Here is a 21,311-nt window from a genome sequence, read left to right as displayed (position 1 = left end):
CACCTAATTTAATTAAAAGAAAAGGAGAAATATATCATGGCTTTTAAAAATGTACCAAATATCATTATCGAAAACGCTCGCATTATCTTTCGTAATTTCAGAGGAGAAGAATCAAAGTATAATCGCGCGGGTAATCGGAACTTCTGTGTCATCATCGAAGATCCGGAGCAGGCAGAGAAACTTTCCAATGATGGATGGAATGTAAGACTGCTGGCTCCGAGAGACGAGGACGAAGAACCGAGACATTATATCCAGGTGGCAGTCAGCTTTGAGAATATCCCGCCTAAGGTATATATGATTACTAGAAAAACAAAAACACCGTTGGATGATGAATCCATTTCCTCTTTGGACTATGCGGAGATTCGGAATGTTGATTTGACGATTCGACCGTATTCTTGGGAAGTGAATGGTAAGACCGGTATTAAGGCTTATCTGAAGACGATGTATGTTACTATCGAAGAGGATGAGTTTGCTGAAAAGTATGCAGAGGAAGAAGTTTAATTCCTCTAAAATATAAAAATAGGGTGCTTGCTATCACCAAGCAGGGTAAATGTCCTAAGGTAAAAGGAAACAGCCCTCTATTTTCGTGAAAGGAGAAAAACTATGGTATTTTGGAATCAGAAAAAGAAGCGAACCACAGCGAAACCGAAAACAACTGCTTCTATTTCTAAACCCAAAGTAGGTAGCGTAAAACAAGAACTAAATATTCCGCCACAACCTAAGAAAACAGATATACCAAAGCCTAATAAAGTTCCTAAAAATGAGGATATTAAAAAGCAATTTCTAAAAACATTTAATCAGTTGACTTACCAGCACCGATCATGGGATGTATGGCGGGATTTCATCATAATGTTTGCCTGTTCTTTATCGAATCCAGTGGATAAATTCCACTATGAAGAACGGGAAAAACGATATTTGAAAATTATTAAAAAATACAATAAGCGGGAGCAAGAGCAGTTCCCGGAATTGGCTGCCTATGTAGTTATGGCTTTGGAAGAAAATCCAGAGCAGGACTTTCTAGGCAGTATTTTTATGGAGTTGAACTTGGGTGACAAATCCAACAGTCAATTTTTTACTCCATATCATGTGTGTGAATTGATGGCAAAAGTGACCGAAGAGGATGTTGTTGCTGTTGTGAAAGAGAAAGGCTATATAACCATTAACGATTCTTGTTGTGGGGCAGGAGCTACTTTAATTGCAGCGATCAACGAAGCAAGAAAACAATTAGAAAAAGTTAATTTGAATTTTCAGAATCATGTATTGGTTGTGGCACAGGATATTGACGAAATTGTCGCTTTGATGTGTTATATTCAGCTTTCACTTCTTGGAGTGGCTGCATATATCAAGGTGGGTGATGTATTTACACAACCGATGTCTACGGATGATAATGGAGAAAATTACTGGTTCACAATGATGTATTTTTCGGACGTATGGACTATGAGAAGAGTGTTTCACAGCTTATGAAAGGATGACAAATATGATTAAAACAGTATCGTTAAAGAAAGAGGACTGTTATTGCGATTTAGCTACTTTTTATGAAAATGTAGCACGAAAAATATCGGCAAGAACAACAGATAAAACCAAATTTGATTGCCGAAAAATTTGCGTTACAAAAGATGTTCAAGAAGTGTTATGGTCTTATTATCGTGAGGAGAAGAACCTAACTGACGAACAGATAGCATCTATATTGCTGATAGGTGGACCTAAAGCGAATTTGGAGGAGCATGGGATTCTGGAGTATCGAGCAGAAGTTGAAAACGGATTTGTATCTTGTGGGGAGACTCCAGATGGCTGTTAAACTATATGATTATCAGATAGCAGCAGTAGAAAAAATGCAGAATGGATGCATACTTTGCGGGGGTGTTGGAAGTGGAAAATCCAGAACTGCTTTAGCTTATTATTATCTTCAAAACGGTGGAGAACCGAGCTGTTTGACAGGAACGGAGGAATATATTCCAATGGAAGATCCCCCAAAAGATTTATATATCATTACAACAGCAAGAAAGAGAGATACGATGGAATGGGAGGGGGATCTTTCACCCTTCCTTCTTTCCATTCATAAAGATGTCAATTTATACTCCAATTTAATTAAAGTGGATTCTTGGAATAATATTGGAAAGTATGCAGATGTGAAAAATGCTTTCTTTATATTTGACGAGCAAAGAGTAATTGGGGCAGGAGCATGGGTAAAAGCATTCCTAAAGATAGCAAAATCTAACCAATGGATTCTGCTATCGGCAACTCCGGGGGATACATGGCAGGATTATATTCCAGTGTTTGTTGCGAACGGATTCTACAAAAACCGAACAGAGTTCATCCGGGAGCATGTGGTATATAGCAGATTTAGTAAATTTCCAAAGATTGACCGATATCTAAACACTGGACGATTGATCCGTCTAAGAAATCGAATTTTGGTGAATATGGATTTCAAGCGACAAACAGTTTCACATCACGAAGATGTGTTTGTGCGGTATGGTATCGAGCAATATAAAGATGCGGGAAGAACCAGATGGGACCCATTTAAAAATGAGCCGATTACAAATGCAGCCGGTCTTTGTTACATATGGCGAAAAATTGTGAACACAGACGAATCAAGACAACTTGCACTGCTGGAAATTGTAGAAAAGCATCCAAGAGCCATTATATTTTACAATTTTGATTATGAGTTGAAGCTTTTAAAAGAATTGTTTATTCCATATGCAGATACTATGTATTTTGAAATCGCGGAATGGAATGGTCACAAACATCAACCTATTCCGGAATCAAAAAACTGGGTATATCTTGTCCAATATAATGCGGGAGCTGAAGGATGGAATTGTATTAAAACTGATACGATTATATTCTATTCGCAGAATTATTCCTACAAAATCATGCAGCAATCTGCGGGGCGAATAGACAGGTTGAATACACCATTCAAAGATTTGTATTACTATCACTTGAAATCTCGGAGCGGAATCGATTTAGCAATCAGTAAAGCATTAAAGGAGAAGAAGGATTTTAACGAAACAAGATTTGTGAAGTGGTAACAATCTTATAGCAATACCGCCAAGCTTGTGTTAATATTAAAGATGGGAGGCATCAAGAATGTTTGATATTTTACAGAAGGCTGGAAGGGGTGTCAAGAAGTTTATGAGTGAGAAAATCAACACTTGTAAAGAAATTTTATCATCTGCTAAGAATAGAGCGATTCTGGGGGCTATTATTATGATGACTGGTATTGGCGTGGGAGGCGGATTACTGATTTCCGCTTACATGCCTATGCCAAAGGAGTGAGTATATACAGAAAATTCGCAAAAATAACATGCCCTATAATGAAAGGTATATTTACCTTATCTTAAAAGAAAGGGCTTGCTAAAGGAGGCAGGTAAATGGAAGATAATATGAAAGAATTTGTTGCGTTTAGTAGAAAACTTTTGAGGGTTCTTATCGAACTCAGAGAGTTGCTGGAGGAAGGGGAATACGAAAAAGTAAAATCCAAACTCGATGGGTTGATTGAGGACACTCAGAGGGATATCGAAGCGTAACCAAGAAACAATTATGTCGGAAAGGACCTGTGGTTGAAAAATTGCAGGCTCTTTCTTTTTTTATATCAAATGGGTGGTTTATTATGAACGAAGAGTATTTAGAAGTTAATTTTGAAAAATATTGCAAGACGTGTCAGCACAAGGAATTGGAGGAAAAATTCGATCCTTGTAATAGATGCTTAGAACACGGTTGTAATCTGAATTCCCGTAAACCTATTATGTGGGAGGAAAAGAAAAAATGAAATCGACAGATAGTGTTATTGTAAGTTGGGATTTTTCTCGTGGAAAAGATGTTGGTGTTTTAATTGTTGGTAGTCAGAAAAACGGGCGAGTGGATGTCATCAATGCCTATCAAGGAAAGGAAGCATACGAGCTTTATCGAAAACTTACCATTCAGAAGAAAGGAGCGGACAAATGAGCTTTCAGTACGATCAATATTTAACTCAGCATCGTTCTAATGTAAAAAGAGGATTTGACTGGATTGCTGAAAATCTTCCAGAACTTCTAGTCGATGGATTCGATTATGGATGGCAAATTGAATTTGCACATGATAAATCCAAAGATGAACAGGATGAATATGAGGCTTACGATGCGTATTTTTATGGAGGAAATCGTTCTTATGCGGTTATGCAAAATTATCAAAAAGCTTGGTTGTTACATCTGCATAGAAACCCTCATCACTGGCAATATTGGATTTTGATAAATGATGATCCGAAAGAGGGAGAAATTATTTTGGAGATGCCATATAATTATATCATAGAGATGATTTGTGATTGGTGGGCATTTAGTTGGCAAAAAGGAAAGCTGGATGAGATATTCGGCTGGTATGATGAGCATTGTAAGTATATGAAGCTGCATCCAAAAACTAGAAAAACCATTGAAGATATTCTGGAAAAAATGAAAACAAAGTTGGATGAGATCAAAGAAAAAAATGAACTACAGAATTAGACATATTCTGGCTCGGATTCTTTTTAATTAGTGAATTCGGGCTATTTTTATGTCTTTTTGAAGGAGAGGAAGATGAAACAACCGAAGAAATTAACCCGTGAACAGAAAGAATGTCTGTCTGCTCATTATCTTAATTGTAAAGATTGGATGCTGGTAGAAGAAACGGAGTTTTACTACCGTATTATCAATAAGAATACCGGTACGATAAAGAGCGTGGATAAATTCAGAAGAGTAAGAAGGAGAAAATGAAATGAATTCTAAAATTATTGCAGTGGATTTTGATGGAACTTTATGTGAAAACAAGTGGCCGGAGATTGGAAAGCCACATACAGATGTTATTGAATATGTAAAAAAGAGAAAAAACGCTGGAGATAAACTGATTCTGTGGACCAATCGAGTAGGAGATAAGTTGGACGCAGCAGTACAATGGTGTAGAGAGCAAGGGATTGTATTCGATGCCGTAAACGCTAATCTCCCAGAAATAGTAAAATCTTTTGGTTCTGATACGAGAAAGATATTCGCCAACGAATATATTGATGATCGTAATCGTCTTATCAGTTCCTGCCGAGAAAAATCGAATATGGAATTATGGGTAGAGAATGAAGTTCGAATCGCCTGTGAACATGAGAGAAAAGCATCCGGAACAAAAGAGGAAGAACAGGATTATGGTTGTGCTTGCTTCGAAAGTGCCTTAAAAGCATATCGAAGCCTTCTGGAAGACGGTCATTCTGGATTTAGTATCGGTATGACAAAGTATATTTTGGTTCGCATGATTGAAGGAAAACCGCTCGCCCCTATTGTAGATACGGAAGATGTCTGGAGCGATGCTAGAGATCGAAGTGGTCATCGAGGAGAAGTTGTCAATTATCAGTGTAAGCGCATGAGTTCATTGTTTAAATACGTGTATGCTGATGGGACAGTAAAATATCGAGATGTAGACCGGTTCTGCGGTATCAATTTGGATAACCCAAATGTTTCGTATCATAGCGGTTTAATTGATCGTGTGATGGAGGAAAAATTCCCGATTACCATGCCATATTTCCCTGAAAGTAAGCCTTTCAAAGTGTATTGTGAAGATTTTCTCGTCGATTCTAAAAATGGAGATTATGATACAGTCGGAATTCTGTATGCGATTGTACCGGAAGGATACAAGGTAGAAATTAACCGATTCTTCAAAGAGGAAAACAACGAATTTGTTGAAATAACCGAGGTAGAATACAACATGAGAAAACATTGTTGCGGATGTTTTGGAGCATCAAATAACGATTGTCAGAGATGTGATGTTGTGGAGGACGATAAGGAAAATGAATCGAAGTAGATTTATTCAAGGACTAAAAGGTGACATTCAACTTTCTGAAAAAGAAAGGAAACGAATCATTCGAAAGAGTCTTCAAAAGTATTCCTGGAAGACGAAATGTACAGTAGCAATGGAGGAATTCGCAGAGCTTCAGCAACAGATTAGTAAGCAAGTTCGAGGGTATGGGGACAGAATAGGACTCTTGGAAGAGATGGCAGATGCGTATATTTGTCTAAACTTCCTGGAGTCCATTTTTGATATTAAGCCGGAAGATTTGCAGAAAGCCATTGATGTGAAGTTGGAGCGAGAAAGGAGAAATTTATGAAAAATATACTTTGTTGTGATTGCCAGTATTGTGGTGATAAATATAGTTTTCCACTTCCAAACGATTTAATAGAAGTCGATTCGGAGAACCCTTTTATTAAACATTATTACTGTTGCTGTGGGGACTCAGAATTTTACGGAAAAGATATCACAAATTTAGACCTTACTAAATGCGACTCTTTTGAAGAATTATAGGGAGGAAAATGTAGTGACAGGACTTAGTGTGCAAATAGAGTTAAAATCCAGACTTTGTCAAGTCGGCGAAAAATTTGGATATTTCCACGCATGGGAACATTACTCAAAACCTTTGGAAGCTAGTCCTCTTATGGGTGGGGCTCCAGCAGGAGTATTTAGTAAGATGTTTGGCATTGTAGAGTTTTCAGATGGGGTCAGGCGAGTCGATCCGTCTGAAATCGTCTTCTGTGACGAAGAGAACGAGATACTCTCAGAAATGGAGAAAATGCGAAAATGAATAATGACATACTAATTATAATTTACAGAGACAACTATGAAGATATGTTCAGAGCGATGAATGAATTGATGAACTATCTGGTGGATCTTAAGGATAGCATGAGCATTGATAAGCGTCGAGCTACTATCGATATATGTGGTCATATTAGAGTTACATTTCGATGTGGAGACGTATATAAAATGGCAGGGTTAAGACCCAACTATTATGAAACTTGGAGCTGGGAAGCCGATAAATTTCTCGCTCCGTCGGCAGCAAAGTGTTGCGGAAAAAAGATGCCTTCTTTAGAGGGTATTGCTTATATCATTCAAAAAGAAGTAAAGGAGAAAAAATCTAATGATTAAAATCGAAAATGTAGAAATTATGGGATGGGAACATGTCATCAGGGGAATGCGAAATCCGATGAATAGTTGGGAGAAATCTGATAGCGGTATATGTAAAGGTGGAGACGATGGTATTGGGTGTAGAAATTGTGCCGCTTATGATTGCGAACATACATATGATCAGTCGTGGCAGCTTGGAAAAGCGGATCATGAACTGATGATGCGACTTGCGGCGGGGGGTCCGACTCATGCAAAGTATCGGAGAATGATTGCTGTCTATGCGGATATTACTGCTCCTTTGTATTGGTGGAAGGAGTTCGATACCTATAAAGTGGGAACCGTTGCTAATTCCTGTTCCACGATGCACAAAATTGCGGAGAAAGAGTTTATGCCGGATGATTTCAGTTGTGAAAATTTGATTGGTAACAAGAATTTACGAAATACATTTGAAGATATTTCGCTTTCTGATTATGAATGTTATAAATACTACAGCCCAAAAGATATTTTATATTGCTGGATAATTCCTTCCTTAAATCTTTGTAGAGAGAAGTATCTCAAAACCAAAGACAAGAAATACTGGTGGCAAATGATCCAGCTTCTTCCAAGCAGTTACAATCAGAAACGGACGATTATGCTGAATTATGAAGTGCTGGCTGGTATTTATCCGATGCGAAAGAACCATAAACTCGATGAGTGGGTAGAATTCTGCGAGTGGATTGAAAGCTTACCGTATTCAGAAATTATTGTTGGTAAAAAGCAAGATGATTAGACACTATGAATCGGTGTTTTACAACACGTTAGAGGAATTAAATGCCACCCTATAAACATAACCATCCAGATGTGTTACGCCTCAAAAAACAATACGGGAATGGTGCTCAGTTTAGCAGAATAATGTATCCGGAAAATATTATGCCGCGATTTGAATTATCTTGTTATAGAATTTTGGAGGAGGATTGAGTGTGTCGATAAAGGTCAAAGATTTATTACCTCGCATATGGTACAACGATATTCGTTTAGTTGTTGCGAACGAAGAAGTTTGCCTGATACGAAAAGATTTCAATAAAAAAATACTTTCCGACGAGTGTCTCAATATGGAAGTAGAATGTATCGAAAACGACGAATGCATTCTTGATACTGTAAATATTCATGTGAAGAAAGTATAGAGAGGAGATTATGATGTCTAAAGTTCCATTCGCTGAGTATAAAATTGGTTTTGAAAAATTTCTAAAAAGTGAAAGCGGAACAATTTATGTCCAGTGTAAGACATTTAATGAAGCTTTATACGAATTACAAGAATTGATGAAAATGGTCGACTTCGAGAAATTCCACGCTTTATCTTATTCGACTTCGGATAGACTTTACTATTGGAATTTTTATAAAGAAAATACGATTTTCTGTTTAACAGACAGAGGCAGTACCTTCACTCATATTAAACATGTTCGGGAAAAAGGGGGAAAAGTTTTCTCTTGTAAAGGATTTGAAAAGCGAATGAAATATTTTATGTATATTGATGGAAAGGAAGGTTCGACAAAATGATATTTACTTTTATTCAGCTACTTATCATGTTCATCACTGTTTACTTATGTGTTTATTCGCTGATTGACCGAGTGCTGAAATGCATCGAACACTGTGCAACAGCGAAAGCATACGGAAAATTCCGAGAGGCGGGAATTATGACAAAAATGGAAGCCGTTGAAGAAAATATAATCAAATCAACAAAGGAGAATGACAATGTGGAAAAAGGAGTTAATTAAAAATAAAATATATGCAGTCATTTTAATGTGTGGCGGAGCGTTGGCAATCCCATGGTGTGATGGGGATGCAACGTTCTTTTTATTTTCCCTGATGATGGGGATACCGCTGTTCTTTGCAAAAGAAAATTGGATTTATGAGGGGGAAGAAGATGATGGGACGAGCAGAGAGGAGACGTACTCAGAAATTAGAACAAAAAGCGAAAATCGCCACATACAATCTCACAAAAGAACAGCTCAATATAGCGGTACGAGAACAAGTAGGGAAAGAGCTTGAGCGTATTAAGCAGGAAGCTACGGATGATGCCGTAAATACCGCTATGGTTTTACTCCTGACTCTCCCTTTGGAAGTGTTAATGGATCATTATTGGACAAAGACCTATGCCAAGCGTATTCCGAGATTTACTGAATTGGTTCTGGAATATTACGAACGCTGGCAAAATGGAGAGTTGGATATGGATAAGTTAAAAGAAGATTTGTGGGAGTATGGCGGTGTTAAATTAGTAGAAGGAGAGGGCGAAACAACATGAAATATATAATTGGAATTATCGGAATTGTGTGTCTGGCGGGAGTAATAGCATTAAAAGCAATTAGTGCGTCTACAACTTATATGGATGACTCTTTCCGATGGGGAGGACGAGATGGGTATTAAAAATGATTGTCGAAGAAACGCAGAGGGATATTCAGACCCGACTGCCTATGAAGCGCTGAAGAACATGGAGCAGGAAGAGGAACGGTTCCACAAATTATTGGACATTATCTTTGCTCTTTGTGAGTTGTCAGATTTTCATATTGAGGAACGGATCGTTATCAAGGACAAACGAACGGGACGAATTTGGAGGTGATTATTTATGTGTGATGGAGTTAGAGAAACAAGTTGTACTAGATGTGAGCATAGAGAAGTTTGTGTTTATAAGGACAAATATCTTCAATATTTAAAAGGATTTGAAGATTTTCATAATGGGTATTTGGATGATGTTTCTTTTATCAGAAAAGATGATCCGAAATGCAAGTTCTTTTTGAGAAAATCCGAATCCAATTTTCGTGGAGGTACGACGTTATGAATGATTTTCAGAAAGCAATTGATACGATTACGAAAGCATTTGAAGACCTTGCAGCCAAGATAAAAGAGATAGCGGACACTCTGAATGAAGCGTTTGGATTCTCGGACGCCGAGAAAGAGAAGAAAAAGAGTCTAAGCTCTCCGGCTCGATATGGGATGTCTTTGAAAAAATTCCGAAGAGAATCTTTCATTAAACAATATTCTTATCATCCGATTGCCCGGAAACATTTGCCTTACCAGAGGAGAAACTATTAAAAATGTCTATACAAAACTTGAAGGTGGGTGAAAATTACGCCCACTTTTGAGTTTTGAAAAACGGGCTTTGGTCACTTTTATTTGGGCTTTTTGAGAAATGAGGGAAATTTTGGGAAAGGATTCGGACGATTTTGGTCAAATTTGTGGTCATTTGCCCACTTTGTGCCCACTTTTAAAACCCCGATTTGGTCAGTAAAAACCCAGTATTTATGCGGGTTTGCGGGCTCAAAGCCCACTTTCCCACTTTTTTTCTTAAACTATTATGATAGAAAGTTTAAATATATATAGTAATAGCGAAAAAAAAGTGGGTTTTTGGCCACGAGTAAAAAATGGAGGAAATCATGAGCAAGATTAGTTGGGAGAGTTTATATGAAAATTTCAAGTCAATTTATCCGAGGTTGTCGCGGTCATCCGTATATTTTCGTCCGTTTGGGTATATGAGTATATTAGTGTACTTTGAAGATGGGATGAGAATGGTTTATGACGATCTCAGAAAACAGGCTCATATCACAGGTTGAAGAAAATGTCAAGAGCTAATAAAAAAAATCTTTTCTTTATCAACGGTTTATGGTATAGTATAAGTGCCACACAATCAAATATCGCAAATTCGTTTAAGGGAATTCATTTTGGTAAAAAGTGTATTCTCTCTTTACTCATACCCTTAAACGGAGCGAGATTGTGTGGCAACAATGGGAGATGCATTTTTTCGGTGCGTCTTCTGTTGGAGGCGCACTTTTTTATTGCCCATATATTACTTGATTGAGAGGGATATACATTGGGAACGAATAATACGAATAAAAATAATAAAGGTTCAACAGATGTTATCGGTGTCATAAGTGCACTTGCTGGTTTGGCAACCGCGGCAACACCTTTGGTGGCAAATGCTATCAATAATGCAAAGAATAAATCTTCTGAAAAAACAGAAGAAAAGATTAAGATACCAGAATTATATCATAAAGGATTTCCAATAGATCTGGAACAAGCAGTGAGGATGTTAGAGGATTGTGGACTAAAAAGTTCTACAAGCAAACTAACCATAAAGGAAGCAAATCCACGATATAAGGACTGTTTTGATTCTCAGGTTATAGGTTCGAACCCTAAACAAGGAACCGTCGTTAAAATCGGCTCGACAGTATGTTTAAGATACATACCAGATGAAGTTATTATTGAAAGTCAAAAAATATTTGACGAACTGCAACGCAACAAAAAAGAATCCAAGGAACGCACTAGAGAAAATCTTTCGGTTGTTGCGAAAAGGACAAAACAGAGCGTGACAAAAATCTTTAAAAGAAATAACAAAGAAAAAATAATAGGGGAGGATATGCCAAATGAGTAAAAGCGGAAAAAAGAAGAGGAGTACAGCCGGATTGATATTGGATGTAATACTCACGTTATGTACTGGTGGATTATGGTTAATCTGGATATTGATACGGTATCTCAGAAATAATAGTTAAAATTGAATATTGGTTAAGTGAGACAGAGATTCTTTAACGAGTCCCTGTCTTTTTTATTTTCATTTGGTATTTTTTTTGCGCGCGAAAAAAACATAGACTGTTATGAAGAGAGAGGGTTAAAACAGCCATTCTCTCTTTTATTTTGGAGAAAGGAGGCTCATCTATGCTTGAAAGTGAATTTCAAAACAAATTGATTCAAGAGTTAAAAAGAATGTTCAAAGGCTGCATAGTTACAAAACTCGATGCCAGTCATATTCAGGGTATTCCTGATTTGTTAATTCTTTATAACGATAAATGGGCCACCTTAGAATGTAAAAAAAGTGTACGCGCCAAGAAACAACCAAATCAAGAATATTATGTTGGACGAATGAATGAGATGTCGTTTTCAAGATTTATTTGTCCGGAGAATAAGGAGGAAGTGTTATATGATCTTCAACAAGCATTCCGCTCTTGAAGGGCAACACGCCTTTCTTGGTGCGAGTAAATATCATTGGATCAATTATGATGAATCCAAAGTTGCCGAGTCATATTCAAAATTTTTGGCAACTCAAAAAGGAACTGAACTTCACGATTTTGCAGCGAGATGTATTACTCTCGGTCAAAAACTTCCAAAATCACAGAAAACATTAAATATGTATGTGAATGATGCCATTGGTTTTAAAATGATTCCAGAGCAGCCCCTGTTTTATTCGGAGAATTGCTTTGGTACAACAGATGCAATCGTGTTTCGAAATCGGATGCTTCGTATTCACGATTTAAAAACAGGTGTCATTCCAGCACACATGGAGCAGCTTGAAATATATGCGGCTCTTTTTTGTTTGGAGTATAAAATTAAACCGGCTGATATCGACATAGAGTTGAGAATTTATCAGAGCAATCAGATTTTATATGAAAATCCAACAGCAGAAATCATCGTTCCAATCATGGATAAAATTATTACATTTGACAAAGTAATTAACAAAATCAAAGAACAGGAGGGCTAAATTATGAATCCAATTGCGGAAGAAATTTTAATGCATTATGGAATGCCTCGCCGTTCTGGACGCTATCCATGGGGCTCTGGTGAAAATCCATATCAGCATAGTGGAGATTTTCTTAGTCGAATAGATGAGTTGAAGAGCCAGGGAATGAGTGATACGGAAATTGCAAAAGCTATGGGATTAACCACCACACAATATCGTACACAGAAATCATTGGCGAAAGATGAGAGGCGTGCACTGGATGTGGCAAGGGCGAAGTCTCTTAGGGAAGACGGACTAAGTCTAAATGAAATTGCAAAAGAGATGGGGTTTGCAAATGATTCATCTGTTCGTTCTTTACTGAATGAAAATTCCGAAGTTCGCATGAACCAGGCGAAGACCACTGCTGAATTTATCAAAAAGCAAATTGATGAAAAAGGTATGATCGATGTCGGTGCAGGTGTAGAAAGAGAACTTGGCATTTCAAAAGAGAAATTGAATGAAGCTCTCTATATGTTGGAGATGGAAGGCTATCCTGTTTATGGAGGTAGAGTGGATCAGATAACAAATCCGGGTAAAAAGACTACTCTTCGGGTAATCTGTCCTCCTGGAACAGAGCATAAAGAAATTTATGATTTTGAGAATATCAATTCTTTGAAAGATTATGTGTCCCACGATGATGGAGAAACCTTCGATCCTAAATTTGTTTATCCGAAAAGTATGGATTCTAAGCGACTTCAAATTCGCTATTCCGAAGATGGCGGTGAATTGAAAGATGGAGTTGTTGAAATTCGTAGAGGTGTTGATGATTTGTCTTTGGGAGAATCGCATTATGCACAGGTACGAATTTTGGTTGACGGAAGTCATTACATTAAAGGTATGGCGGTTTATTCCGATGACTTGCCGGATGGTGTAGATGTTGTGTTCAACACCAATAAGAAAAAAGGAACTCCTAAAATGGATGTTTTAAAACCAATCAAAGATGATCCGGATAACCCGTTTGGTTCTTTGATTAAAGAAGGCGTTAATGATCCCGACAACCCGACTTCTGTGAAAGGCGGTCAGAGCTATTACTATGATAAGAATGGTAAGAAGCAGCTTTCACTAATAAATAAGCGTGCTGAAGAAGGAGACTGGGGAGAATGGGCGGATAAACTTCCATCACAGTTCTTATCTAAACAGAGTCGAACCTTAATTAAGAAACAACTTAATCTGGCAGCAGCAGATAAGCAATCAGAATTTGATGAGATTTGTTCTTTGACTAATCCGACTGTAAAGAAAGCTCTTCTAAAATCTTTTGCTGATGATTGCGATGCAGCGGCAGTCCATTTACAAGCGGCAGCTCTTCCTCGTCAGAAGTATCAGGTTATTCTTCCTTTAACTTCTATTAAAGATAACGAAGTTTATGCTCCGAACTATAAGAATGGAGAAACTGTGGCTTTAGTTCGTTATCCGCATGGAGGAACCTTTGAGATTCCCGTTCTGACAGTAAACAACAAACAAGCTGAGGGAAGAAGAGTTCTTGGGAACACGCCGGCGGATGCCATCGGAATCAATAAAAAAGTAGCAGATAGACTTTCTGGAGCAGATTTTGATGGTGATACCGTTATGGTCATTCCATGCAACTCATCCAATAGTAGAGTGAAAATCACATCGACTCCACAGTTGAAAGGTCTTGAGGGATTCGATCCTAAGATGGCGTATGGAACAGTCAAAAAGGGTGGTGACTACTATAACGAAAGCGGTCAGAAGATTAAGATTATGAATAATACTCAGACAGAAATGGGTAAAATTTCAAATCTGATTACTGACATGACGTTAAAAGGAGCTACTCAGGATGAATTAGCAAGAGCGGTCCGCCATAGTATGGTTGTTATCGATGCCGAGAAGCATAAACTCGATTATAAAAAGAGTGAGCAAGATAATGGAATCACAGCCCTGAAGAAAAAATACCAGGCTCATGAAAATGATGATGGTTATGGTGGAGCTGCTACGTTGATTTCAAGAGCAAAGTCTGAAACCTCAGTGTTAAAAAGAAAAGGAAGTCCGATTATCGATAAAGAAACCGGTGAGCAAAGCTGGAAGACTGTTCGAGAGGAGTATGTGGATAAGAATGGGAGAACCCAGGTACGAACTCAGAAGAGTACCAAGATGGCAGAAACCAGAGATGCTCGGACACTTTCATCTGGAACTCCTCAGGAAGAGGCGTATGCGGACTATGCTAATACCATGAAGGCCCTGGCTAATCAGGCTCGTAAGGAGATGATTAGTAGTGGGAAAATAGCTTACTCCGCTTCTGCAAAACAGACTTATCAAGTTGAAGTGGACTCTCTTATGTCAAAGTTGAATGTTGCTTTAAAGAATGCCCCTAGAGAACGTCAGGCACAGACCATGGCTAATTCTATTCTGGCTGCTAAAAAGAAAGACAACCCAGACATGACAAAAGCCGAAATCAAGAAGGCTAATCAACAGGCTCTTACTGCGGCTCGTACCGCTGTTGGTGCAAAGAGAACGCCTATCGAGATTACAGATCGTGAATGGGAAGCAATTCAAGCGGGAGCTATTAGCGAGAATAAACTTACCCAGATTCTTAACAACACAAACATAGATACTGTCAGACAAAGAGCCACGCCTCGTGTGACAACAACACTAAGCCCAGCAAAAGCAAATAGAATCGCAGCCTTGAATGCTTCGGGTTATAGCACTGCTGAGATAGCAGAAGCTTTAGGTGTATCGAGTTCTACAGTGTCGAAGTATCTGAATGGAAAGGAGTGAACAAAGTAAAATGGCAAGCAAATGTATGCTTACAACTGTTGATAATCCTTTTGATCCATTTGAACAGTTCACTTCATGGTTCATGTTCGATGAGGAAAAAGGTTATCATACATGTTCGTATCTTGGAAGAATTGCGAGAACATCCGATCAACTTTCAGAAGAAGAAAATGAGTTGGAAAATGAACGAGCAATTGATGAAATTTTGAAATATGATTTTCGGAATATCTATAAAAAAGTTGTGCAAAAAACATAATCATATTGCGGTGTAATGGTATAGGGGGGTGTCGCAAAAAATGCACCCCCTCCGTCATCGCGGCGGTCTTTGAAAATTCCCCGGGGGTATTTTTCGGAGAATGTTTTTACCTTCCGGCAGTATTTAACAGAGCTCATAAGGTTGACTAAGTAATAAGCTGTGGTTCTTTTTACTCTTTTTTCTCCTTTCGGTAAAAAAGTTGCAGTCGGCTTTGTGGGTTCTTTTAAATACTGCCAGAAAACTTTTATGAATCTATTGAAAAACACATGGGAAGGAGACAGTAAATGGCTAGAAAAGTAAAGAGTTCCGAATCGACAAGCTCTTCCAAAAAGATTCGCCCTGCTTTGACTCCGGAAGCAAGAGAACTTCAAATGATTTCTCTGGCTGTTGACTTGGCTGAAAAGCAATTACTGGAGGGGACTGCTTCTTCTCAAGTCATTACGCATTATCTGAAATTAGGATCTTCCAGAGAAAAGCTAGAACAAGAACGACTAGCAGAAGAGAATAATTTAGCCAGGGCAAAAGTGAGGGCTATTGATTCCACTGACGAAATTAAAGATCTCTATAAAGATGCCATCAATGCATTTCGTATATACAGCGGACAGGGTAACGACGATGATTAGGACATATGCAGAACTATCAAAATTGAAGACTTTTAAAGAACGATACGAGTATCTTCGTTTAGGCGGAGTTGTCGGGACAGACACTTTTGGATTTGACCGATATTTGAATCAGATTTTTTATCGGTCTACAGAATGGAAGTCAGTTCGTGATTTTGTGATTGTGAGAGATAATGGATGCGATCTTGGAATAGAAGGACATGAAATATATGGGAAAATATTGATTCATCATATGAATCCAATTTCCGTAGAGGATATTTTAAAAAGAAGCGATTTCCTTTTAAATCCCGAATATCTCATCTCAACAATTCTTACAACACATAATGCCATTCATTACGGAGACGAAAGTCTTCTCATTACAGAACCTATTGTTCGAAGCAGAAATGATACATGTCCCTGGAAACGTTGATGGAGAGGAGGTTATGGAGATTATGGAGATTATGGAAAGCGTACTTACATCAATAAAAAAAATGCTTGGTATTACAGAAGAGTATGAACACTTCGATTCAGATATTATCATGCATATCAATTCGGTGTTTATGATTTTGACTCAACTTGGCGTTGGTCCGCCATCAGGATTTTCTATTCGAGATAAAACTTCCACATGGAAAGAATTTATTTCTGATGAAACAAAGCTACAGTTAGTAAAATCTTATATGCATATGAAAGTAAAATTGCTATTTGATCCCCCTTTGAGTTCTGCGGTAATAGCCTCAATGGAAAAGATGATTGCTGAAGCGGAATGGCGATTAAATGTAGCAGCGGAAATTGATATCGAAAAATCGGAAGATCATGAATCATACGATGGTGAATACAAGATAACACCGAAAGCGTTCGATTCTCAGACATTGGATACAGAAAATAAGATTCTTGAGCGAAACATTGTGATAACAGAAGTTCCATATTATGAAACCGGAAACGAAGCAAATGGAATAACATCTTACATTGCAAAGGAGGGAAATTCAAAATGAGTGATGAAGAAATGCTGCAACATTATGGAATCCTCGGAATGAAATGGGGAGTTCGTAGGACACCAGCACAGCTTACAAGAGCGAATGGGAGAGCTGGTAAAACGGAAAGTTCTGATGAAATAAAAAAGATGTCTGATTCAGAACTTCGTTCAAAGATTAACCGTCTCCAGATGGAAAAGCAGTACAAGCAGCTAACCAGTTCAGAAATTTCAGTTGGAAGAAAATTTGTTCAGGATGTTCTGACAAATGCTGCAAAGCAGACCGCTACCAATTATGTATCAAAATACATGACGAAAGGTATTGATGCGGCTATTAAGAAAGCAACAGGCAAGTAGGTGATTTAATTATTATGGCATTATCAAACACAGCCGTTCCCAAATACTACGGCATGTTTCGAGATGCCGTAATAAGAGGGGAGATACCCGTTTGCAAAGAAATCTCTATGGAGATGAATCGAGTTGATGATTTAATAGCTAATCCAGGTATTTATTACGACGATCAAGCGGTCGAGGGATGGATTGCTTATTGTGAATCGGAACTGACATTGACGGATGGTTCTGACTTGAATCTGCTTGATTCGTTTAAATTATGGGGAGAGCAGGTTTATGGATGGTATTACTTTGTTGAGAGGAGCGTATGGGAGCCAAGTTCCGATGGGCATGGTGGGCGTTATGTAAATAAAAGGATTAAGCAGCGATTGATAAAAAAGCAATATCTTATTGTGGGGCGTGGTGCTGCAAAATCTTTGTATGACACATGTATTCAGTCATATGGATTAAACATTGATCCTTCTACAACACATCAAGTTACAACTGCGCCTACAATGAAACAGGCTGATGAAGTAATGTCGCCATTCCGTACAGCAATTACTCGATCACGAGGTCCTTTATTCCGGTTCCTCACAGAAGGTTCTTTGCAGAATACAACCGGTTCTAAAGCGAAGCGAATGAAGCTTGCTTCTACCAAAAAAGGTATTGAGAATTTTCTCACTGGTTCGCTTTTGGAAGTAAGACCGATGTCCATAGCAAAGCTTCAGGGATTACGTCCTAAAATTTCCACAGTGGACGAGTGGTTATCAGGAGACACGAGAGAAGATGTTGTTGGTGCTCTTGAACAAGGTGCATCGAAGCTGGATGACTACATTATCGTTGCTACGAGTTCTGAGGGAACTGTAAGAAACGGAGCAGGCGATACCATCAAAATGGAGTTACTAGACATCCTCAAAGGGGAGTATGTTAATCCACATGTGTCTATTTGGTGGTATAAATTGGATTCCATTGATGAAGTTGGAAATCCAGATATGTGGTTGAAGGCGAACCCCAATATCGGTAAAACAGTAAGCTATGAAACATATCAGCTTGATGTGGAGAGAGCTGAAAAATCTCCCGCCGCGAGAAACGATATTTTGGCAAAAAGATTTGGTTTACCGATGGAAGGTTATACCTATTATTTTACATATGAAGAAACACTTCTTCATAAAAAGAGAAGTTATTGGCAGATGCCGTGTTCTTTGGGCATTGATCTATCACAAGGTGATGACTTCTGTGCTTTTACATTTTTATTTCCATTATCAAATGGTTCTTTTGGAATCAAAACCAGAAACTACATTTCTTCATCAACTCTGATGAAACTTCCAGCAGCAATGAGAATTAAATACGATCAGTTTATGGAAGAAGGGAGCTTGATTGTTCTTGAAGGCACCGTTCTCGATATGATGGAAGTGTATGAGGACTTGGATAATCATATCACTGAATTTGGATACGATGTTCGATGTCTGGGATATGACCCGTATAACGCAAAGGAATTTATTGAGCGATGGTCTTCTGAAAACGGACCGTTTGGAATTGAAAAAGTGATACAGGGAGCTAAAACAGAATCCGTTCCATTGGGAGAGTTAAAGAAACTTTCAGAGGAGCGGATGCTTCTGTTTGATGAAGAACTTATGACTTTTGCGATGGGGAATTGTATTGTCATGGAAGACACGAATGGAAATAGAAAATTATTGAAAAAGAGATACGACGCAAAGATTGATGCCGTAGCAGCGATGATGGATGCGTTCGTTGCTTTTAAATTAAATCGAGATGCTTTTGAATAAGGAGGTGACGAATTCAAAATGGAAGTTACAATTGGTTCCAGGATTAAACATGCCTGGAACGCTTTTTTAAACAGAGATCCAACAAGTTACTATAGAGACATAGGAGTTGGATATTCATACAGACCAGATCGTCCGAGGCTTACAAGAGGTAATGAGAGATCTATTGTTACTTCTGTATATAATCGGATTGCGTTGGATTGTGCTTCAATCAGTATTCAGCATGTTCGTTTGGATGATTCGGAAAGATTTCTTGAAAAAATTTCATCGGGATTGAATGATTGTTTAAATCTATCAGCCAATATTGATCAGACTGGTAGGGCTTTTCTTCAAGATATTGTTTTGTCAATGCTTGATGAAGGATGTGTAGCGATTGTTCCGGTAGATACTGATGACGATCCGGATATTACCGGTTCGTATAAAATCGAATCGATGAGAACTGGAAAAATTATGGAATGGTTTCCGAGTCATGTTAAGGTGAGGGTCTATAACGAGCGAACAGGGTTAAAGGAAGATATTGTAGTCCCTAAAGACACAATAGCAATTATCGAAAATCCGCTTTATGCAGTTATTAACGAGCCCAATTCAACCATGCAGCGTTTGATAAGGAAGTTGAATTTGTTGGATGTTGTTGATGAGCAAAGCAGTTCGGGAAAACTTGATTTGATTATTCAGCTTCCCTATGTAATAAAAACAGAAGCAAGGCGTCAACAGGCTGAGAAGAGGCGTGTCGAGATCGAGCGTCAGTTGGCCGGTTCTAAATATGGTATCGCATATACCGACGGTACGGAACGGATCACACAGTTGAATCGTTCTGTGGAAAATAATCTAATGAAGCAGATTGAATACTTGACGAGTATGCTTTATAGCCAGTTGGGTATCACTCAGAGTATATTGGATGGTTCCGCAGACGAGAAAACCATGTTGAATTATTATAACCGTACCATCGAACCGATTATTGCAGCTATCGTTGACGAATTAAAACGTAAGTTCCTTACTAAAACAGCCAGGTCTCAAAAGCAATCGATTCTGTTCTTCCGTGACCCCTTCAAACTTGTACCAGTAGCTGATCTGTCAGAAATTGCTGACAAATTCACAAGAAATGAGATTATGACATCAAATGAAATTCGCCAGATTATTGGTATGAAACCGTCTGATGATCCAAAAGCTGATGAGCTCAAGAATAGCAATATCAGCGAGGCCAAATCTGAGCCTTCAAATGGTAGTTACGATGTCGAACCCAACGAAAGTGATGCTGGAGCCGATTATGACAGCATAGTGAACGAGCTGCTTGACGGTCTTGAAAAGGAGATTGATGAAATTATAGGAAGCTATGTTTCGGATGATGAGGAGGAGCCCTAATGGATATTAACGAACCTCTTCAACACTATGCGTCTCCTTATTACGACCCAGTGAAAGCTCATGAATATTATATGAGAACCAGAGAACTCAAAGGGCGACGTTCCACAACAAAGCTTAATGATGAGGGAAAGAAAGTCTGGGCTTATACAAAAAATGAGATTTCTGGTAAGAAGAAGGAAAAGGTAAAAGAAGAACAGGAAAAACGGAAACAAAAAATTGCTGAGCTGAGAGCAAAAGCCAAGGTGACCCGAGAGCAGATCTCAGCTAAATTAAAGGAACTGAATGCTCAGCTTACCGAGGAATCTTCGTCGAGAAGGAGTAGGGTTGATTCTCGTAAAAAATCTGATTTGGAGGATATTGGAGAAGAAGCAGAAGACCAGAAAGAGCGTATCGATGAAAAGAAGAATACCGAGATTGAACGCTTAATGGCAATAGAAATTCCATCCGGGTTATCCAAAGAAGAAAGGGCAAAGCGAGTAGCGGAGCGAAATGAGAAAATCGCAAAGCTTCGTGATGATGCCAGCGAGGATAAATCTAAGGTGAGTGAGCAGGCGAAAGCTGAAAAAGAAGAGGTGAGAACTTCCGCAAGTCGTAAAAAGAAACGAATTACTGAAGACACCAAAGAAGAAAGGGCTGATAATTCTGCGAATGCTAAATCAGAAAGAGAAAAAGTTAGTGCAGAGTTAAAGGCTGCCGTTACCGCTGCAAGGGAAGCTTATAAAGCAGCAAAAGAAAATCTTGATGCCACTTATGAAGATCTTTATCAGCAAGAGTTTGATAAGATAGCTTCCGAATATAAAGCAGTAAAGAAGAGGAAACGGAGGAAGTAGAAATAGCTTTCGCACAATACTGATAGAAGGAGTGATTTTCA

At 38.4% G+C, this 21,311-nt stretch carries 34 protein-coding genes; all 34 read left to right on the top strand.

Translation table 11 applies throughout. The features are described from left to right. Positions 1-36 precede the first annotated feature (36 nt). The 34 genes from RUMTOR_RS08455 (at position 37) to RUMTOR_RS08295 (ending at position 21,270) form a co-directional block, all read left to right on the top strand. Positions 37-501, top strand: a complete 465-nt coding sequence (locus tag RUMTOR_RS08455; protein ID WP_004847031.1) for a hypothetical protein — start codon at positions 37-39, stop codon at positions 499-501. A 102-nt stretch (positions 502-603) separates the two neighbouring features. Further along, positions 604-1,464 carry an N-6 DNA methylase gene (locus RUMTOR_RS08450; protein ID WP_004847030.1) on the top strand — a complete coding sequence of 287 codons (861 nt, stop codon included), beginning with the start codon at positions 604-606 and terminating at the stop codon, positions 1,462-1,464. Positions 1,465-1,477: 13 nt separating this feature from the next. Next, positions 1,478-1,798: a hypothetical protein gene (locus RUMTOR_RS08445; protein WP_044998138.1), complete on the top strand. Its 321-nt coding sequence runs from the start codon at positions 1,478-1,480 to the stop codon at positions 1,796-1,798. Beyond that, a complete protein-coding gene (locus tag RUMTOR_RS08440; RefSeq protein ID WP_004847028.1) occupies positions 1,788-3,026 on the top strand; it encodes a DEAD/DEAH box helicase family protein in 1,239 nt (412 codons plus the stop codon). The genes RUMTOR_RS08445 and RUMTOR_RS08440 overlap by 11 nt, the downstream gene beginning before the upstream one ends. Before the next feature lie 58 nt (positions 3,027-3,084). Then, positions 3,085-3,273 (top strand): hypothetical protein, encoded by a 189-nt coding sequence (locus RUMTOR_RS08435; protein WP_004847027.1) that lies wholly within the window; start codon positions 3,085-3,087, stop codon positions 3,271-3,273. 95 nt (positions 3,274-3,368) lie between these two features. Continuing rightward, on the top strand, positions 3,369-3,524 hold the full coding sequence (locus tag RUMTOR_RS13165; protein ID WP_004847026.1) for a hypothetical protein: 156 nt from the start codon (positions 3,369-3,371) through the stop codon (positions 3,522-3,524). A gap of 238 nt (positions 3,525-3,762) precedes the next feature. Further along, positions 3,763-3,942: a hypothetical protein gene (locus RUMTOR_RS08425; protein WP_004847024.1), complete on the top strand. Its 180-nt coding sequence runs from the start codon at positions 3,763-3,765 to the stop codon at positions 3,940-3,942. Then, positions 3,939-4,472 carry a DUF5662 family protein gene (locus RUMTOR_RS08420; RefSeq protein ID WP_004847023.1) on the top strand — a complete coding sequence of 178 codons (534 nt, stop codon included), beginning with the start codon at positions 3,939-3,941 and terminating at the stop codon, positions 4,470-4,472. The genes RUMTOR_RS08425 and RUMTOR_RS08420 overlap by 4 nt, the downstream gene beginning before the upstream one ends. 72 nt (positions 4,473-4,544) lie before the next feature. Further along, positions 4,545-4,721, top strand: a complete 177-nt coding sequence (locus tag RUMTOR_RS13160) for a DUF6906 family protein (RefSeq protein ID WP_004847022.1) — start codon at positions 4,545-4,547, stop codon at positions 4,719-4,721. A gap of 1 nt (position 4,722) precedes the next feature. Then, complete coding sequence (locus RUMTOR_RS08415; protein ID WP_004847021.1) at positions 4,723-5,790, top strand: hypothetical protein; 1,068 nt, start codon at positions 4,723-4,725, stop codon at positions 5,788-5,790. Beyond that, entirely contained in the window at positions 5,777-6,094 is a 318-nt protein-coding gene (locus RUMTOR_RS08410) for a nucleoside triphosphate pyrophosphohydrolase family protein (RefSeq protein ID WP_004847020.1), read from the top strand. Before RUMTOR_RS08415 ends, RUMTOR_RS08410 begins: the two co-directional genes overlap by 14 nt. A 180-nt stretch (positions 6,095-6,274) precedes the next feature. Continuing rightward, entirely contained in the window at positions 6,275-6,565 is a 291-nt protein-coding gene (locus tag RUMTOR_RS08400; protein WP_162776432.1) for a hypothetical protein, read from the top strand. Positions 6,566-6,621: 56 nt separating this feature from the next. Beyond that, positions 6,622-6,906 carry a hypothetical protein gene (locus RUMTOR_RS08395; protein WP_242647701.1) on the top strand — a complete coding sequence of 95 codons (285 nt, stop codon included), beginning with the start codon at positions 6,622-6,624 and terminating at the stop codon, positions 6,904-6,906. Continuing rightward, on the top strand, positions 6,899-7,654 hold the full coding sequence (locus RUMTOR_RS08390; protein WP_004847016.1) for a hypothetical protein: 756 nt from the start codon (positions 6,899-6,901) through the stop codon (positions 7,652-7,654). Before RUMTOR_RS08395 ends, RUMTOR_RS08390 begins: the two co-directional genes overlap by 8 nt. Positions 7,655-7,844: 190 nt before the next feature. After that, on the top strand, positions 7,845-8,048 hold the full coding sequence (locus RUMTOR_RS08385) for a hypothetical protein (protein ID WP_114148669.1): 204 nt from the start codon (positions 7,845-7,847) through the stop codon (positions 8,046-8,048). 10 nt (positions 8,049-8,058) lie between these two features. Beyond that, positions 8,059-8,421 (top strand): hypothetical protein, encoded by a 363-nt coding sequence (locus RUMTOR_RS08380; RefSeq protein WP_004847014.1) that lies wholly within the window; start codon positions 8,059-8,061, stop codon positions 8,419-8,421. Continuing rightward, entirely contained in the window at positions 8,418-8,639 is a 222-nt protein-coding gene (locus tag RUMTOR_RS08375; protein WP_004847013.1) for a hypothetical protein, read from the top strand. Before RUMTOR_RS08380 ends, RUMTOR_RS08375 begins: the two co-directional genes overlap by 4 nt. Positions 8,640-8,791: 152 nt before the next feature. Continuing rightward, on the top strand, positions 8,792-9,166 hold the full coding sequence (locus RUMTOR_RS08370; RefSeq protein ID WP_044998149.1) for a hypothetical protein: 375 nt from the start codon (positions 8,792-8,794) through the stop codon (positions 9,164-9,166). Beyond that, positions 9,163-9,288, top strand: coding sequence for a hypothetical protein (locus tag RUMTOR_RS13645; protein WP_004847011.1), 126 nt, complete (start codon positions 9,163-9,165; stop codon positions 9,286-9,288). The genes RUMTOR_RS08370 and RUMTOR_RS13645 overlap by 4 nt, the downstream gene beginning before the upstream one ends. Beyond that, on the top strand, positions 9,278-9,481 hold the full coding sequence (locus RUMTOR_RS08365; RefSeq protein WP_044998133.1) for a hypothetical protein: 204 nt from the start codon (positions 9,278-9,280) through the stop codon (positions 9,479-9,481). The genes RUMTOR_RS13645 and RUMTOR_RS08365 overlap by 11 nt, the downstream gene beginning before the upstream one ends. Positions 9,482-9,696: 215 nt before the next feature. Then, on the top strand, positions 9,697-9,954 hold the full coding sequence (locus RUMTOR_RS08355) for a hypothetical protein (protein ID WP_044998131.1): 258 nt from the start codon (positions 9,697-9,699) through the stop codon (positions 9,952-9,954). Between the two features lie 341 nt (positions 9,955-10,295). Then, on the top strand, positions 10,296-10,472 hold the full coding sequence (locus tag RUMTOR_RS13030; protein ID WP_207634936.1) for a hypothetical protein: 177 nt from the start codon (positions 10,296-10,298) through the stop codon (positions 10,470-10,472). A 257-nt stretch (positions 10,473-10,729) separates the two neighbouring features. Beyond that, positions 10,730-11,290 carry a PASTA domain-containing protein gene (locus RUMTOR_RS08350; protein WP_009320565.1) on the top strand — a complete coding sequence of 187 codons (561 nt, stop codon included), beginning with the start codon at positions 10,730-10,732 and terminating at the stop codon, positions 11,288-11,290. A gap of 281 nt (positions 11,291-11,571) precedes the next feature. Then, positions 11,572-11,862: a hypothetical protein gene (locus RUMTOR_RS08345; RefSeq protein ID WP_004847005.1), complete on the top strand. Its 291-nt coding sequence runs from the start codon at positions 11,572-11,574 to the stop codon at positions 11,860-11,862. After that, positions 11,834-12,391 (top strand): PD-(D/E)XK nuclease family protein, encoded by a 558-nt coding sequence (locus RUMTOR_RS08340; protein ID WP_004847004.1) that lies wholly within the window; start codon positions 11,834-11,836, stop codon positions 12,389-12,391. Before RUMTOR_RS08345 ends, RUMTOR_RS08340 begins: the two co-directional genes overlap by 29 nt. Before the next feature lie 3 nt (positions 12,392-12,394). Beyond that, entirely contained in the window at positions 12,395-15,142 is a 2,748-nt protein-coding gene (locus tag RUMTOR_RS08335; RefSeq protein ID WP_004847003.1) for a helix-turn-helix transcriptional regulator, read from the top strand. Positions 15,143-15,152: 10 nt separating this feature from the next. Further along, the gene (locus tag RUMTOR_RS08330; RefSeq protein WP_009320568.1) at positions 15,153-15,395 is read left to right on the top strand and encodes a hypothetical protein; all 243 of its coding nucleotides are present in this window, start codon (positions 15,153-15,155) and stop codon (positions 15,393-15,395) included. A gap of 284 nt (positions 15,396-15,679) precedes the next feature. Further along, entirely contained in the window at positions 15,680-16,018 is a 339-nt protein-coding gene (locus RUMTOR_RS08325) for a hypothetical protein (RefSeq protein ID WP_004847000.1), read from the top strand. After that, positions 16,011-16,424, top strand: coding sequence for a hypothetical protein (locus RUMTOR_RS08320; RefSeq protein ID WP_004846999.1), 414 nt, complete (start codon positions 16,011-16,013; stop codon positions 16,422-16,424). The genes RUMTOR_RS08325 and RUMTOR_RS08320 overlap by 8 nt, the downstream gene beginning before the upstream one ends. A 22-nt stretch (positions 16,425-16,446) precedes the next feature. Further along, positions 16,447-16,986, top strand: coding sequence for a phage head-tail connector protein (locus RUMTOR_RS08315; protein ID WP_242647700.1), 540 nt, complete (start codon positions 16,447-16,449; stop codon positions 16,984-16,986). After that, the gene (locus tag RUMTOR_RS08310) at positions 16,983-17,321 is read left to right on the top strand and encodes a DUF7211 domain-containing protein (protein WP_004846996.1); all 339 of its coding nucleotides are present in this window, start codon (positions 16,983-16,985) and stop codon (positions 17,319-17,321) included. Before RUMTOR_RS08315 ends, RUMTOR_RS08310 begins: the two co-directional genes overlap by 4 nt. 14 nt (positions 17,322-17,335) lie before the next feature. Further along, the gene (locus RUMTOR_RS08305) at positions 17,336-19,081 is read left to right on the top strand and encodes a terminase TerL endonuclease subunit (protein ID WP_004846995.1); all 1,746 of its coding nucleotides are present in this window, start codon (positions 17,336-17,338) and stop codon (positions 19,079-19,081) included. A gap of 18 nt (positions 19,082-19,099) precedes the next feature. Then, positions 19,100-20,440: a phage portal protein gene (locus RUMTOR_RS08300; protein WP_004846992.1), complete on the top strand. Its 1,341-nt coding sequence runs from the start codon at positions 19,100-19,102 to the stop codon at positions 20,438-20,440. Next, the gene (locus RUMTOR_RS08295) at positions 20,440-21,270 is read left to right on the top strand and encodes a hypothetical protein (RefSeq protein WP_004846991.1); all 831 of its coding nucleotides are present in this window, start codon (positions 20,440-20,442) and stop codon (positions 21,268-21,270) included. The genes RUMTOR_RS08300 and RUMTOR_RS08295 overlap by 1 nt, the downstream gene beginning before the upstream one ends. The last annotated feature ends 41 nt before the right edge of the window (positions 21,271-21,311 follow it).

This window comes from [Ruminococcus] torques ATCC 27756 (assembly GCF_000153925.1).
Taxonomy (GTDB): domain Bacteria; phylum Bacillota; class Clostridia; order Lachnospirales; family Lachnospiraceae; genus Mediterraneibacter; species Mediterraneibacter torques.
The sequence above is the reverse complement of the archived record's forward strand: the minus strand, read 5'-3'. Positions and strand labels throughout refer to the sequence as shown.

Excerpts from the sequence above, each read along its gene's own strand:
- RUMTOR_RS08305 (WP_004846995.1), top strand. The coding sequence starts at position 17,336 with ATGGCATTATCAAACACAGCCGTTCCCAAATACTACGGCATGTTTCGA.
- RUMTOR_RS08325 (WP_004847000.1), top strand. The coding sequence starts at position 15,680 with ATGGCTAGAAAAGTAAAGAGTTCCGAATCGACAAGCTCTTCCAAAAAG.
- RUMTOR_RS08315 (WP_242647700.1), top strand. The coding sequence starts at position 16,447 with ATGGAGATTATGGAAAGCGTACTTACATCAATAAAAAAAATGCTTGGT.
- RUMTOR_RS08355 (WP_044998131.1), top strand. The coding sequence starts at position 9,697 with ATGAATGATTTTCAGAAAGCAATTGATACGATTACGAAAGCATTTGAA.
- RUMTOR_RS08395 (WP_242647701.1), top strand. The coding sequence starts at position 6,622 with ATGAATGAATTGATGAACTATCTGGTGGATCTTAAGGATAGCATGAGC.
- RUMTOR_RS08345 (WP_004847005.1), top strand. The coding sequence starts at position 11,572 with ATGCTTGAAAGTGAATTTCAAAACAAATTGATTCAAGAGTTAAAAAGA.
- RUMTOR_RS13645 (WP_004847011.1), top strand. The coding sequence starts at position 9,163 with ATGAAATATATAATTGGAATTATCGGAATTGTGTGTCTGGCGGGAGTA.
- RUMTOR_RS08410 (WP_004847020.1), top strand. The coding sequence starts at position 5,777 with ATGAATCGAAGTAGATTTATTCAAGGACTAAAAGGTGACATTCAACTT.
- RUMTOR_RS08370 (WP_044998149.1), top strand. The coding sequence starts at position 8,792 with ATGGGACGAGCAGAGAGGAGACGTACTCAGAAATTAGAACAAAAAGCG.
- RUMTOR_RS08450 (WP_004847030.1), top strand. The coding sequence starts at position 604 with ATGGTATTTTGGAATCAGAAAAAGAAGCGAACCACAGCGAAACCGAAA.
- RUMTOR_RS08375 (WP_004847013.1), top strand. The coding sequence starts at position 8,418 with ATGATATTTACTTTTATTCAGCTACTTATCATGTTCATCACTGTTTAC.
- RUMTOR_RS08390 (WP_004847016.1), top strand. The coding sequence starts at position 6,899 with ATGATTAAAATCGAAAATGTAGAAATTATGGGATGGGAACATGTCATC.
- RUMTOR_RS13165 (WP_004847026.1), top strand. The coding sequence starts at position 3,369 with ATGGAAGATAATATGAAAGAATTTGTTGCGTTTAGTAGAAAACTTTTG.
- RUMTOR_RS08340 (WP_004847004.1), top strand. The coding sequence starts at position 11,834 with ATGATCTTCAACAAGCATTCCGCTCTTGAAGGGCAACACGCCTTTCTT.
- RUMTOR_RS08300 (WP_004846992.1), top strand. The coding sequence starts at position 19,100 with ATGGAAGTTACAATTGGTTCCAGGATTAAACATGCCTGGAACGCTTTT.
- RUMTOR_RS08455 (WP_004847031.1), top strand. The coding sequence starts at position 37 with ATGGCTTTTAAAAATGTACCAAATATCATTATCGAAAACGCTCGCATT.
- RUMTOR_RS13160 (WP_004847022.1), top strand. The coding sequence starts at position 4,545 with ATGAAACAACCGAAGAAATTAACCCGTGAACAGAAAGAATGTCTGTCT.
- RUMTOR_RS08415 (WP_004847021.1), top strand. The coding sequence starts at position 4,723 with ATGAATTCTAAAATTATTGCAGTGGATTTTGATGGAACTTTATGTGAA.
- RUMTOR_RS08335 (WP_004847003.1), top strand. The coding sequence starts at position 12,395 with ATGAATCCAATTGCGGAAGAAATTTTAATGCATTATGGAATGCCTCGC.
- RUMTOR_RS08435 (WP_004847027.1), top strand. The coding sequence starts at position 3,085 with ATGTTTGATATTTTACAGAAGGCTGGAAGGGGTGTCAAGAAGTTTATG.
- RUMTOR_RS08320 (WP_004846999.1), top strand. The coding sequence starts at position 16,011 with ATGATTAGGACATATGCAGAACTATCAAAATTGAAGACTTTTAAAGAA.
- RUMTOR_RS08310 (WP_004846996.1), top strand. The coding sequence starts at position 16,983 with ATGAGTGATGAAGAAATGCTGCAACATTATGGAATCCTCGGAATGAAA.
- RUMTOR_RS08425 (WP_004847024.1), top strand. The coding sequence starts at position 3,763 with ATGAAATCGACAGATAGTGTTATTGTAAGTTGGGATTTTTCTCGTGGA.
- RUMTOR_RS08380 (WP_004847014.1), top strand. The coding sequence starts at position 8,059 with ATGATGTCTAAAGTTCCATTCGCTGAGTATAAAATTGGTTTTGAAAAA.
- RUMTOR_RS08365 (WP_044998133.1), top strand. The coding sequence starts at position 9,278 with ATGGGTATTAAAAATGATTGTCGAAGAAACGCAGAGGGATATTCAGAC.
- RUMTOR_RS13030 (WP_207634936.1), top strand. The coding sequence starts at position 10,296 with ATGAGCAAGATTAGTTGGGAGAGTTTATATGAAAATTTCAAGTCAATT.
- RUMTOR_RS08420 (WP_004847023.1), top strand. The coding sequence starts at position 3,939 with ATGAGCTTTCAGTACGATCAATATTTAACTCAGCATCGTTCTAATGTA.
- RUMTOR_RS08295 (WP_004846991.1), top strand. The coding sequence starts at position 20,440 with ATGGATATTAACGAACCTCTTCAACACTATGCGTCTCCTTATTACGAC.
- RUMTOR_RS08330 (WP_009320568.1), top strand. The coding sequence starts at position 15,153 with ATGGCAAGCAAATGTATGCTTACAACTGTTGATAATCCTTTTGATCCA.
- RUMTOR_RS08445 (WP_044998138.1), top strand. The coding sequence starts at position 1,478 with ATGATTAAAACAGTATCGTTAAAGAAAGAGGACTGTTATTGCGATTTA.
- RUMTOR_RS08440 (WP_004847028.1), top strand. The coding sequence starts at position 1,788 with ATGGCTGTTAAACTATATGATTATCAGATAGCAGCAGTAGAAAAAATG.